General features: G+C 54.3%; 15 protein-coding genes and 1 pseudogene. 10 read left to right on the top strand and 6 right to left on the bottom strand.

The window, feature by feature from the left end; translation table 11 throughout:
- Positions 1–73 precede the first annotated feature (73 nt).
- From AO268_RS29540 to AO268_RS29495, 10 genes and pseudogenes are all read left to right on the top strand, one after another.
- Positions 74–927: pseudogene (locus AO268_RS29540) on the top strand (IS5 family transposase).
- A 94-nt stretch (positions 928–1021) separates the two neighbouring features.
- Complete coding sequence (locus tag AO268_RS29530) at positions 1022–1522, top strand: hypothetical protein (RefSeq protein WP_038445801.1); 501 nt, start codon at positions 1022–1024, stop codon at positions 1520–1522.
- 36 nt (positions 1523–1558) lie between these two features.
- The gene (locus tag AO268_RS32835; protein WP_162843699.1) at positions 1559–1732 is read left to right on the top strand and encodes a hypothetical protein; all 174 of its coding nucleotides are present in this window, start codon (positions 1559–1561) and stop codon (positions 1730–1732) included.
- Positions 1733–1948: 216 nt separating this feature from the next.
- A complete protein-coding gene (locus AO268_RS29525; RefSeq protein WP_038445802.1) occupies positions 1949–2377 on the top strand; it encodes a LexA family protein in 429 nt (142 codons plus the stop codon).
- Positions 2367–3665, top strand: a complete 1299-nt coding sequence (gene umuC / locus AO268_RS29520; protein WP_038445804.1) for a translesion error-prone DNA polymerase V subunit UmuC — start codon at positions 2367–2369, stop codon at positions 3663–3665. Before AO268_RS29525 ends, umuC begins: the two co-directional genes overlap by 11 nt.
- A 28-nt stretch (positions 3666–3693) precedes the next feature.
- Entirely contained in the window at positions 3694–4335 is a 642-nt protein-coding gene (locus AO268_RS29515; protein WP_038445805.1) for an SOS response-associated peptidase, read from the top strand.
- A 150-nt stretch (positions 4336–4485) separates the two neighbouring features.
- Positions 4486–4818, top strand: coding sequence for a type II toxin-antitoxin system HigB family toxin (locus AO268_RS29510; protein WP_038445807.1), 333 nt, complete (start codon positions 4486–4488; stop codon positions 4816–4818).
- Positions 4815–5549, top strand: coding sequence for a helix-turn-helix domain-containing protein (locus tag AO268_RS33410; protein ID WP_236466703.1), 735 nt, complete (start codon positions 4815–4817; stop codon positions 5547–5549). Before AO268_RS29510 ends, AO268_RS33410 begins: the two co-directional genes overlap by 4 nt.
- 160 nt (positions 5550–5709) lie before the next feature.
- Positions 5710–5976 (top strand): hypothetical protein, encoded by a 267-nt coding sequence (locus tag AO268_RS29500; protein WP_076965110.1) that lies wholly within the window; start codon positions 5710–5712, stop codon positions 5974–5976.
- Between the two features lie 67 nt (positions 5977–6043).
- Positions 6044–6520 carry a GNAT family N-acetyltransferase gene (locus tag AO268_RS29495; RefSeq protein WP_076965111.1) on the top strand — a complete coding sequence of 159 codons (477 nt, stop codon included), beginning with the start codon at positions 6044–6046 and terminating at the stop codon, positions 6518–6520.
- A gap of 180 nt (positions 6521–6700) precedes the next feature.
- Here the strand turns inward: AO268_RS29495 and AO268_RS29490 are convergent, their stop codons facing one another.
- The 6 genes from AO268_RS29490 to AO268_RS29470 form a co-directional block, all read right to left on the bottom strand.
- Entirely contained in the window at positions 6701–8485 is a 1785-nt protein-coding gene (locus tag AO268_RS29490) for a phosphoadenosine phosphosulfate reductase domain-containing protein (RefSeq protein ID WP_076965112.1), read from the bottom strand.
- Between the two features lie 123 nt (positions 8486–8608).
- The gene (locus tag AO268_RS29485) at positions 8609–9727 is read right to left on the bottom strand and encodes a phosphoadenosine phosphosulfate reductase domain-containing protein (protein WP_083743128.1); all 1119 of its coding nucleotides are present in this window, start codon (positions 9725–9727) and stop codon (positions 8609–8611) included.
- A gap of 659 nt (positions 9728–10386) precedes the next feature.
- Entirely contained in the window at positions 10387–10527 is a 141-nt protein-coding gene (locus AO268_RS32830) for a hypothetical protein (RefSeq protein WP_154220710.1), read from the bottom strand.
- Positions 10528–10883: 356 nt separating this feature from the next.
- On the bottom strand, positions 10884–11363 hold the full coding sequence (locus tag AO268_RS32550; protein ID WP_130898276.1) for a hypothetical protein: 480 nt from the start codon (positions 11361–11363) through the stop codon (positions 10884–10886).
- A 27-nt stretch (positions 11364–11390) separates the two neighbouring features.
- Positions 11391–11573 (bottom strand): hypothetical protein, encoded by a 183-nt coding sequence (locus AO268_RS29475; protein ID WP_076965113.1) that lies wholly within the window; start codon positions 11571–11573, stop codon positions 11391–11393.
- Between the two features lie 35 nt (positions 11574–11608).
- Complete coding sequence (locus AO268_RS29470; protein WP_076965114.1) at positions 11609–11875, bottom strand: hypothetical protein; 267 nt, start codon at positions 11873–11875, stop codon at positions 11609–11611.
- Positions 11876–12793 lie beyond the last annotated feature (918 nt).

The following is a 12793-nucleotide window of genomic DNA, read 5'->3' as shown; positions in this document are numbered from 1 at the left end:
CTAGGCTCTGTACGTAAACCCAAGAAATACGATTTTCTGTAAAATACACCGCCATTAAAGCCAGGAGGCCAAGATGGCAAAGCGGTATGAACTCCCCGACGCAGCCTGGGATCTGGTTGCAGATATCTTCACCAAAAATCAGCGCACCGGGCGCCCTCGGGCCGATGATCGCCTGATGCTAAACGGTATTCTCTGGGTGCTTTGCTCTGGCGCAGCCTGGCGAGACATGCCCGAACGATTCGGCCCTTGGTCAACGATCTATCAACGGTTCCGAGGATGGCGTGATTGCGGAGCTTTTGATCAGATGCTCAAGCGTCTTCATATCCGATTGAATGAGCAGGGTTTGATTGACTTGGAAACATGGATGATCGACTCCACTGCCGTACGAGCAACCCGGGCCTCATCAGGTGCCGGGAAAAAAGGGGATTTGAAGAACCGCAAGACCACGCGCTCGGGCGCAGCCGGGGTGGCCTGACGACCAAGATTCACATGCTGTGCGACGCCAATGGTGTGCCTCTGCGTTTCCTGTTGTCAGGCGGACAAGCCAGCGATATAGCCTATGCCCAACCGCTACTCGATCAGGCTTGCATACCCAGCCTGCGCGGTCGCCCACGCAAGCGTTGCCGCTGGTTGCTGGCTGACAAGGGTTACGACGCTGAAGCGCTGCGCCAGTATTGTGATCGTTATCGCATGCAGCCAGTCATTCCGTTGCGAAGCATGAAGCGCAAAACCAAGCCAGGATTGCCTCGACTTTTTGATCGCCCCAAATATCGGCAGCGCAACATCATCGAACGCATGTTTGGCTGGCTGAAGGAGAACCGTCGCATCGTGACGCGCTTCGACAAGCTCGCAACAAGTTTTGCGGCGATGGTCTCATTGGCCTGCGCTATGCGGTGCTTGCGACAATACTTTACGTACAGAGCCTAATCTTCGACAAGCTCGCAACAAGTTTTGCGGCGATGGTCTCATTGGCCTGCGCTATGCGGTGCTTGCGACAATACTTTACGTACAGAGCCTAGCGATGTCAATAGCGCCACTGCCTTTGGTAGCATCGCTCACCCCCTGGACCGGGGAACCGATTGGTTACGGAACTTGGTTCTTTGCTGGCGCGATCACCCTTGGCGCGGGGGGAGGGGCATGGTTACTGGAACGGTCGTGGCAAAAAATGATAGCGAATCGCATCGTCATCGACATCAAGCCCAACCAGGTGATCGTTGACGGGGTGATACTCAACTGCGAATTTTCCTCACTCATTCGACTTTTCAAGAGTCGCGTGGCGTTGGCCGAGATGCTCGGGATCATCGTGAATGAAGCGATGTTCAAGCGAGGACAAAGCGTCGGCATTCGTAAATCTGCACATATCAAGATCTGGCCTGGGAGCCTGCAGGTATCTGACTTCGAATTGGAGTCGCTGTCCGAAGCAATTGCGGCAGAGTTCATCTCGCCGGTGTTCGAAGTCATAGACCGGCATATCGAGTTTCCGAGTCGCGATCTGCCATGTACCGCGCCAGCTACTCGCTGAAGAAAATCTCCCAAAACTTGATATCGGACTCGAACCATGGCCATCGACGAAAAAATTCAAGCAGTTCTCAACAACCCTGCTACCAGTGACTGGCTGAAAAGCTGTTTGGAGAAAGCGCTGCTCCGCGATTGCGTGGATGCGGCCAATGACGCCGAAATACTGCATGATCTGCTGGCAGCCCGTTGTGATGAAGCTTTGCGGGCGCTCTGACTGTAACTGCCTCTTGGACCGAATTTATCCTGAGCCAAAGTCAAAGAAAGCATCCCCCCGTCTGGAAAGTGGTTGAAGGCGGGCTGGTCTTCAAAGCCCACTGCGCGTCCTGGTGGGGTACCTCTAACGATTGTGCATCCGGTCGGCGAAGATTGACGGCGCGTTGAGTACGCAGTTAACTGTGTATCCATACAGTTATTTCTTCAGGCCAGGTTTATGAGCGTGACCCTTCTTGGTCCCATTGCGAGCGGTGGTAAATCGCTACCGCTGTATTCGTGTCAGGTATCTGCTGGCTTTCCGTCGCCGGCAGCGGACCATCTTGAAAAGCTGATATCTCTGGACGAGCTGTTTGATATCAGGGCACCGCATGTGTACCTAGCCAAGATCCTGGGCGACAGCATGCAAGGCGCGGGCATTTTCAGCGGTGATCTGGTGATCGTTGATCGAAGTAAAACGGCGCGACATGGCGATATCGTCATTGCGGCGCTCAACACCGAGTGCGTGTGCAAACGTCTGCACAAGCGAGATGGCCAAGTGGTGTTGATGGCCGAAAACCCCAAATTTCCGCCTAGATATGTGATGGAGGGCGACGAACTGGTGATATGGGGTGTGGTTAACTACAGCGTTCGCGATCATGAGCGTTAATACTGCCGTCGATCCAGCCTTGCCGATTTTTGCGCTGGCTGACTGCAACAGCTTCTACGCCAGTTGTGAGCGTGTTTTTCGGCCGGATCTGGCCAGCACGCCGATTGTCGTGCTGAGCAATAATGATGGCTGTGTTATTGCCCGTAGCTACGATGCCAAGCCCTTCGTCAAAATGGGCGCACCCTATTTCCAGATCAAGGACACCTTGCGCCGGCACGGAATCGTGGCTTTCAGCAGCAATTACGCGTTGTACGGTCAGTTGTCCGAAAGAGTCATGACCATAATAGAATCAATGGTTTGCGACTCAGAAATTTATAGTATCGATGAAATATTTTGTACGTTGACCGGCATGCCCGGCGACCTCACCGAATTCGGCCGAAAGATCCGTGCCAAAGTCCTAAAACACACCGGTATCCCGGTGGGTGTGGGCATTGCCCATACTAAAACACTGGCCAAACTGGCCAATCACACCGCAAAACGGCTGCAATCGCAGACTGGCGGGGTGGTGGACCTGTGCGATCCTTTCAAACGCGACTGGGTATTGCGTAACACCGCCGTTGAAGAGGTGTGGGGCATTGGTCGACGCATGTCGGCACACATGCAGGCCTTGGGCATTCGCACAGCAATGGACTTGGCCACGGCGGACCCGGTCCTGCTCGGCCGTAAATTCAGCGTCGTCCTTGAGAAAACCATACGCGAGCTTGCCGGCACTTCTTGTCTGGCGCTGGAAGACGCAGCTCCGTCCAAACAGGAGATCTGTTGCAGCAGAATGTTTGGTGTGCGATTGGAGACGATCGAGCCGATTAAGGAAGCGGTGGCCACCTACGTGCAACGGGCTTCGGAGAAGCTGCGAGCTCAGCATTCTCTGTGCAAAAAGATCCGCGTGAGTATTCGAACCGGCATGTTCAACCCGGACGAAGCGCGTTACGCCAACGGCGTTCTTGTGGAGCTTCCCTATCCCACCAATGACGTGCGCCTGATCACCAAGGCAGCGACACAGGCAGTAGAACGCCTGTTCCGCCCCGGGTTTCGATACAGCAAGGCCGAAGTTTTGCTCATGGATCTGCGTCAACCTGGTGAATTCACAGATGATCTCTTTGCGCATACGCAACCAGCCGCGGCGGATAAGGTGATGAATGTCCTCGATGAGATCAATAACCGGTGGGGGCGGGGTACGCTGCGCGCCGCAGCAGTGCCGGCAGCGCCGGCCTGGGCGATGCGGCGTGAGTTGATGAGCCAGAGCTACACCACGAGGCTTGACCAGTTATGGACGGTGAACGCCAATTGAGGCGTAAATAATCTGAGGGAGTTTTTACATGTGCAGTCATTATGAAGCGCCGACGCCGCGGCTGCTCGCCCACACATTCGGCATCGATCCCTATGAGCAGGGCAAGTTGGACCTATGGCCAGGCTACATCGGGCCTTTCGTCCGCCGCGCGGAACAGGTTGATCACGATGGAGCGGTGCAGATGCCGGTAGAGGCGCTGTCCGGTTCATTTGGATTGATACCGTCCTGGAGCAAGGACACCAAAATTGCGCGGCGTACTTACAACGCCAGGTCTGAAACCGTCGCGGAAAAACCGTCTTTTCGCAGTGCCTGGCGTCTGGCCCAGCACTGCATTATTCCCGCAGCAGCCATCTATGAGCCTGACTGGCGATCAGGAAAGGCAATAGCCACGCGGATTGCGCGGACAGATGGCGAGTTGATGGGCATCGCGGGTCTATGGGAGCAATGGCGCGATCCCGGCACCGGGGAGATCTTGCACAGCTACACCATGTTGACCATCAACGCGGACGATCACCCATTCATGCGCAACTACCACAAACCCCAGGATGAAAAACGTATGGTCGTCATACTGCCCCGGGGGCTATACAGCGACTGGTTGAAAGCTCCAGCCTGCGAGAGCATGGAATTCATGCGGCAGTACCCAGCAGATCGGATGGCCGTGGCTGTGTGATTTTCTGTGATTTATCAGTGTCGACCAGAAGCCTGAGCATCGGCACCACCCATGTACAAAAAAAGTGGCACTTCGCTGAAGGCGGATCGAAATATCAGTTGTCAAAATACACAACTGGAGTATTCTTGATCCTAAATGTTAGGAAAGCCCATGGACGTATTGCTCAAGCAGCGGTTTCAAGATGCCGCGAATCGCTACCCGAACGATCGGAGCGGGCTTCAACGATGTTACAGATTGCTGACGGAGGCAGAGCCAAAGAGCTACACGGATCTGGAAAAAATATTCGGTCACACTATCGATCTCTTCAAATACCGCGCTGATGACTGTTGGGTAGTAATTGATATTGGTGGGAACAATTTGAGGCTGATTGCAGGCGTTAACTACGCCAGGCAAAAGCTTTATGTGAAGCACATTTACACCCATGCTGACTACGACACGGCTACAGAGTGGTATGCCAGCAACAAACGAGGAATCAAACCATGATCACTGTTCTAGAGAATTCGCAGACCGTGCGCGCCGCGCTCGAAGATCTCCAAATGCTTCTCGAGCAGCTGAGCGGCCAGTTCGTCAATGGCATTAATGACGCCGCGGACTACGCACGCGCCTCGGTCTTGCTTGATGAGCTGACCGACGGGCATGACCTCAACAAGTATGAGGAAAAGATTCTGGTCGAGCTCGAGGACGCTATTCTCGCTTACGAGCAAGACGGTGAGCAGTTCAAGGCCTTCAACGAATCTTTCACAGCCAAAACCACGCCGGTGCAGCTGCTTAAAGATTTGATGGAAACACTGCAGCTCACAGGTTCAGATCTACCGGAAATTGGCGATAAGGCAGCTGTATCAAAGGTGCTCAACGGCAGATTACCGATCAGCCATAGAATGGCGTTCGCTCTAGCTGAGAGATTTAGCATGGACCCGAAAGCATTCGCCCCAACACCTGGTAAGGCTACTGTAGATGCCGCCTTAGCGATGTCTGTATCGAATAAACAGCAACCTGTCAGTCTCCCTAAGCTCAAATTGCACTCGGGCAATGGGCCAAAACCCGCAGTGGCTGTGCCTGCTAAGCCATTCAAGCCGTCAGCGCCTGCTAAGCCATCAAAGCCGGCAGCTCGGCCAGCGCAACCTGCTGGTAGCTGGTGGCCAACTCGGCAAGATGATGATCATAGGTTAGTGGCGCGTGCGCCTAAACCAAGCGACCGTGGACCTAAGCCGTAATTCCTCAAATATTCAGCCTTTGCACAACTCGTGTATTGAACTTTGGCGAGCAATGTACGAATCATGTTCCAAGGCTTTGAACGTTGCTTTTGCGCGAAGCGGAGAGTCTCCTCGTCCACCACACGCTCCACAAGCCACGGAAAATAATAGGAGAGACACAATGACCGACAAGCCTACCGCTTTCGACGTACAGGCCAAGTACCCCAATGAACAAATACAACGAAGCTGTGAGGAGCGTCTGAAACAGCTTCGAACAGCCCAATCCAGAGATCAGGTTAGGCTTGAGTTCCATCAGGGACAGGGCTATCTGCAAGCCCTGGTAGATGCCGGTCTGATCACCAGGCAAGAGGGCGGGGTCATCAGTTGCCAACTGATTGAAACCATGGTGCAGGCCAGTAGTCGACTGTCGGACGAGGGTGCCCAGTAACGGTTAAGTCCGCTAACCAACAGAAATCAGTCACGGTTACCAACTGAACCATTAACGGGATAATCAAATGTCAATGACTGACCCGCTCGCGGCACTCGTGAGCCTGCAGGTGGAGGTTCGTAAAGGTATGCCTACCCACCCTGCTGAAAACTACCAGTCTGTGCGGGTTGTGGCTGATAAAAAAAATGGTCGTGTTAGGTACACCTATGCCCGGGTCGAGCATGGCCGAGTCAAGGCGATGTCAATGTTTGTGAGTGTTGATCCCATAGACGGCATTGCATGTTTTCAAATCGGATATGCCGTTCCAGAAGTTTATCGCGGGAGAGGATGGGCAACTGAAATTGTTGTGCAGGGATTAGAAGAACTTCGCAACGGGCTGGCCCGGCACGGTGTGAAACAGTTCTACATCGAGGCTGTCGTAGGCACGTCCAACCTCGCCTCGATAAAGGTAGCAACCAAGACCATATCGCAGAGCCCAGAGCTGACAACTGATAGCGTTTCTGGTGAGGCCGCTTTGGCATTTACCCGACTCATAGAGTGTTGAAGGAAGTCGCCCAGGTACACCACAAGTCCAATCCTCAGACGCGGTGCCAGGTCAGTAGGGAGCCCCTATTATCGCATCTACAAAATGAGGAGAGTGCTCTGACTATCAACCAGTTGGAACAAGCCCTGAAGTTGAAACGGGCATTCTTCCATTCTTCGTAGCTGGTTAACCCTACTGCGCCTATGGAACTGGCAATAATTCAAGCTGGCCAAGGGTATGACCGCCAAGTTTCCTGATCAGCCTAGCCCGATCGTGCAAGATGGGCTGCAGATCGCTTCTGAAGATCTGATTGGACATGCGCATCATCCGGTCCCAGTCGGAATGATCACCCTTGAAGATTGCGATTGTTCCCAACCCCAGCAGGTAGTGCAGCCCAGCGGTCGGAGACTGGTCAAAGGTAACTCGAGACAGGGCGTTGTCCAATTCAAGGTTCACGAATAGCTCTGCGCCCTCGCGATCGATCTCAAACCCACTGCTGGTCACCACGTCCATGACCAACATGCCATTGCGTGTTCTGGTCAGGAGCTCTGCATCTGCAGCCGCATGGGAAATACTGCGTAAGCCGTTGAACATTCCCAGGTACTGATCATCACAGAACGGGACTTCGACTTCTGGGTATCTCAGATCCGCTTCGGTATATTTTGGCAGCGACGTTATATTCGGGACTTCATAGCGAACCCCTTGCTCGTAGACCTCCAGGAACACCCTCATTGCCGTAAAAGGCTTTTGGTACCCATACCGCCCCCAAAGCGCCTCTATTGCCAGCAGTTGCTGGATGTCCAGAAGTGTGAAACGGGGCTCAATACCGGCTTGATGTGCAGCGTCAAATTCATCGAGCTGAATCGTGAGCATGATTCCCAGCAAATCTTTGGTGAATGCCGGCGAGTAGGAATTCGGAGCGATTTCTATCGTCCCCGTTTCCTTATCAACCGTGCGCGCCAGCCAGCATCGAGCGCTCGGATCGAAGTGGCGGGCCTTGATGTAGTTCCGCAAGTCGTTCAGGGGCTTGAGCCACTCGTACTCGCCGCCTTCCTTGGCAATCATGCTCTCGGCGGACGAGTCTCGAGAGATACGGGTACATGACCAGCAGCCTGTGCGATGGCCACACGCGGGGCGCTCTGATTGTTTCCCTGCCAGGTAGACGTTCACCATGCAGTCACCGCCATTCATGTCGCGGTAGATCTCAACCAACCGATTAAAGCGGTCGTAGCATTCAATCCGACCGGCTACCACCTGGCCGATGTAGCTGAACACGTCCATGGTGGTCATTTCAGCGATTGGGCTGAGTACCCAGTCGTGCGAGCCAGCGCCGGCGCCGAGGTTCACAGCTTCAAAGGCGCTCTCGCCGCGCTCAGACATTTTCCGCTCGCGCTGCACGGACTCATCGAACCGGGTACCGATCAGCGAAACGATATCGTCATCAGCACACTTTCGGCCCAGGCGCGCCGAAACATCGCGAAGGATTGCTTTCTTCACTCGTTTCATGGGGTCTGCTTTGGTCATTTGCTGGCATTTGGCGTTGGAGCCAACGCTGGCGATGATGCGCCCACCGACCATGCTAACTAAGTAGTCATTGCTCAGGCCTGGCTTCGCTACCCACACTTTCAACTCGATGCCCTCAGCCTTCGCGTAAGCCTGCATTTGCTGCATCTGGCTCTGGTTGTAGCAGTGGATCACCGGGTTTTCCATGAGGGTGTCGGAGTGCATGACGTTCAAGGTTGGCACCTCGAAACCTTCGGTGGCCAACTCGCGAATTGCAGTGAACGCGATGTTCAGCGTAACGCTTGAGTCTTTGCCGCCACTCCACGCCACAACAGGCTGCTTGCCGGCTCGCACGACGCGCTTCACAGCGTCGACCGCCTCGGCAATCTTCTCGGCCAACGTCTTCTTAGGCCCACGAATAACTTTGGCAGGCATCTCCTGGACGCCAGCAGAAGAGAATAGATCGAAATCGAACAGCTGCATGACAAGCTCCGTGCTTGAATCCAACTCCTCACTGGAGCTGATGGATTCAAGGTACGGCAGGCATCGGCAATCCCAAGGGATTGAGAACGGCCTCGGTTCGTGAGGAAACCGCAGAGGAGTTTTTTAAACCGATCCGCAGCCTTCTGTTACGAAAGCTCCAGCTGGCAACTGCCAGGCTTTGCCCTCGGGCGTGAAGATCGGCAGCGTGTACTCGCGCTGGCGCCCTTGGGCAAGTGCGTCCAGATCGGTGATATCAAACGCGTCCGCTGTGGCCGACAGATCCACCACGTTGATTTTCTGTCGACTGATGGTGCAGCCGAACTCGTCCTCGTAACCTGCTATCGGGGTGACCCGTTCTGGGAAGTATTTTTGGATTGTGGCCCATACCTTTGGTGAGTTGTAGATGCACGTCATGCAGCTGAAGCGCCCCCATCCCAAACGGTAGGGAACAGGTGCCTCTACCCGATGGCGAGCAAGCAGTTCCCACACCTGTTCTTCGCTGTAGTGCAGTACCGGTCGCCAAGCATCTACGTGCCGGCCGAGGCGACCCTTGCGCCGGTCAACTGCATGAGGCTCCAACTGGTTGTATTTGCTGCGGTTGCTCGACTCAGCGCGGCGCTCGCCAGTAACGAACAAGGTCTTGCTACCGAGGAAGCGCCCCTGGTTGGTGATGGCCCGGCGGCCCACGTCGATCTTGGCTGCAGAGCTACACCAGCGCGTTGCCAGGTTGGCGCTTTGCTGAGGAAACCGGCGGCGGGTCGCTGGAGAAGTCCGACTGGTATCGCGATCCAGGCAGATAGTTCCGGCTGGAGTTTCGACCACGTGAGGCTTGGAGTAGGCTTCCATCTTGAGCATTTCGCCCTCGATGCCACCCTGCAACCATGAGAAATAGAGCGGCAGATTGAATGCAGCAGCGAACTTCTCGATAAAACTGTCATTGAAAGCCCAGTCCATGAGGGTGCTCCCCTCTGCACCATCCACCCGATGGTGCCAGAGCTCAACACGACGCAGATCCACACCCTGTTCGATCAGTGCCAGCAGGCAAGCGATGCTGTCCTTGCCAGACACACAGACTACAACGTGGTCATAGCTGTCGAGATCCACTGTCGGGGCATCGAAATAGGTTCCCTCTGCCAGCACAGCAGGCTCAGGCTCGAACCCAAGCAAGTTGAGCTGCTGGCCCAGCGCTGGGATAACTACCTGGTCGTCGAACTGGTGTTCGCGGGAGATTGACGCGTTCATTGGCTGTCCTCATAACACCTATTTGGTGCTTACAGACTCAACCTATGACGGCAACAGATAAACCCAAATGATGGGCGCAGGAGGAGGCGTTCTCCTAATATCGAGATGAGAAATAGGTAGTGACCCGGGCCCGCACAATGGTGAGGCCCAAGGTGAACCTGGGCGACTTTTCCTATGGTCGAGTGCTGCTGCGCGCACTGAAGTAAAATGCCAGCACTACACCGATCAGGGGACTGGCGAAGGCCAGAATTTCTGAGAAGTAGGGACTCTTGACGGTAGCACTTACCAAAATGGCCGCCATTAAGAAGTACAACGTCACGATGGCCAAAATCGGCTGCATACGTTTGTTGATTCGTTCCGTCTTCGGCTCGGCATGGCCCAGCCCGCCGCAGATTCCGCATGGAAGCCCAACGTGCCCAGATCCTTTCAGGTCGTTGCTCTGCACACATGAGGCGCATGTGGCCCCATTAGCCGCTTTACTGCATGTGCCAGTGCGCTCGCAATGAGCGCAAGGGTGAAGGTTGGCTTTCACGTCCATGGTGCTTATCCGTCAACTTTTCGGTGATTGATCTTTTGAGGCTGGTAGACGCTTGTCGCACCAGAGGTCCAATCCCCGGGTACGGTGCACTGTCGATCCTTCCTCGATCCGCAACCAGTGCTCACGCAACACGCGATATCGCGCTGCGGCGCAGCGCATGAAGTTCGTTGTCCCCTGCTTCGATCAAATCTGCGGGGCTGGTCGTGGTTATCTCTGCCACATCTCCCCAATGGTGGAGATTCAACTCATCGCGAAACTTCACGGCTTTTTCCTAATCTGCCCAGCCTTGGCCCCGAACACCAGAGTTCCAGAACCCAAGGCGGCCACCCATTTGGAGCGGTGCTGACAAATACACCAGACCGCAGTATGTGCACCGCTTAGCGCCGCCGTGTGCCGTGATCTCAGCACGAACAGTATCTGGAAGCTGGTAAAGCATTCCTTCCTGTACGGTCATTTGTCGATCTGATCGACCGCCGGAGCATCTATCAGGGCAGTACCCTGGAGGGTAAGTGCGAGGCATATTTTTCCTGCTCTAGCCGAGTGCCTGAATTGGCATGTTTCTACTGCCACTGCCCAGCGTTCGACGGCAGGGCTTTGGGTACTGCACGTTGTGAATTATTAAGTGCTGGCAAGGGGCAAACATCGTTCGATTCTATCTGCAATATCTCGCATTACCTCGTAAGCGTTCTCTGCTCCAATCCCCTCTATAGCGCCAATAGGCCCTGCGTTTGTGTAGCGGATTCGCTCGAAAGTGAAGACAGTTGAGGTTCCAGTGCTGGCCGTCAGAGTGAAGCGGAACGGCTTACCAATCGATGGAGGTGGCGGCTCGAATGAGCTTGTACCTGAAGCCTGTACGTTCTGGGCTATCAAAATTGGAGCAGCTTCTAGACCATCAACGCTCGCCTTGATGCATTGCGATGCTTGCTCGAGGGTAGATGGTTTGTGGCGTTCAAAGCGAATAACGTCCAAGACAGGATAGCCCTGAGCACCTACTACAGTTTTTACGTTCGGATTAGACAGTAGAACTGGTGCAACATTGTTCGACGCGCATCCATTTATCAAAGTGATCAAACTAAATGTAACCATTTTTCTGAGCATGGCTTTTTCCGTTGTGGCTGTGAGGGGTCACTTGAGCCCGTAATTACGCTTCAGTTCGACGATGCGAGCAGCACGCTGCTGGTGGGACTGCGCTGTGCCTTGGTCGGCCACAATCGCACCATGCGCAACAGCAGCGGTGTACTGCGTATCCTGCTCCAACAGCTCGATCAGTTCCTGGAGTTGGGCGCGCATTTCGTCGTAGATGGCCATAGGTTTTCCTCGAATACTTTAGATACTTACCGGACTCAGCGGGTAGCGCGGATTCGAGCCAAAGCCTCGCTCTCAACGCGCAACAGGCTTGTGCCTAATAGATGCATACCTTGTTCGTCGGTCAGTTCAGCCTCAAGGAGCGCGACGATAAAGCCTTTAGCCAAGAATACTGCTTCATTTACGGCGGCTTCGGTGGTTGCGTCCTGGATGTGAGCGAGCTGGCTGAACAAACTCGCTTTTACTCGCTCACTCAGAAGCGGGAATTGAGTACCCCATACAGCGCGCAATGCTTGGATCGACATGAAATTATCCTTCTGAAATGGGCGCGAAAAATCGCTAACCCTTTACGACCTCAGCCCGCACGGGGCGGGCTTGAGGGTGCAGCTGAGCGATTTCCTTAGTTAGACGGCGCGGCTGATGCGGGCGAGCTGCACGGGCATAGCGCCCAAGCGATATTTGCATGGTCTGGTCTACGACCAACGTTGTCAAAGTCTGGTGCTCAGGCAATACAAGCCAACACAAGATTATTCGGTCGAAGTGAAGTAGCTAGCCAAGTTAAAAATTAGTTAAGAAGGTCACGGCGCAAGGTCAGCAGTTCTCCACGAACCCATTCCCAGTAGCCCAACTGGGTCTGGTTGTGACGGACAGTTTGAAGCCATTGGTAATTGTTCAAGAAGGGATGTTCACCTCCGAGATGAGAGTATTTCTCCTCCATTTGCTTAGGGGAGAGTTCCAAGTCGCTCTGATACAACTCAGGTAGGGGACGATAGAGAAGACGGAATAAATCGTACGCTAAGCGCTTCGCCTGTCAGGTTGAGGCAATAGAGGTGGACGCTGGAGCGTCAGGAAATGCAGAAATCGACCCTACTCTGATGCGGCGCTGGTCGCGGGAGGTCGGCTTGCTCTTGCGCATATCCGAAATTGCCAGAATCATGGCAGTTTCGCCACTGCCATAACTGGATCCAAAATACGAATATGGACGTAGAAGAGCTAATAGAAAAGGCTAGAGATCAACGTAGGCGCGATCGATACGAGGAAGCAGTAATTTCTGCCAAAGCAGCCACGGTCCAGGATCCCGACAATGCTGATGGCTGGTGGCTTCTGGCACTCAACAATATTTCCCTAGGGAAACTCTGAAAAAGACTTTCTGATTTGGCAAAATACCGCGACCCCACCCACCGAGTTTCCCGATGAAGCAGATGACCTTCGCCGACGCCGAG

Source organism: Pseudomonas sp. ICMP 8385, from assembly GCF_002699915.1.
Classification (GTDB): domain Bacteria; phylum Pseudomonadota; class Gammaproteobacteria; order Pseudomonadales; family Pseudomonadaceae; genus Aquipseudomonas; species Aquipseudomonas gessardii.
This window is presented reverse-complemented; position numbering and strand designations above follow the sequence as displayed.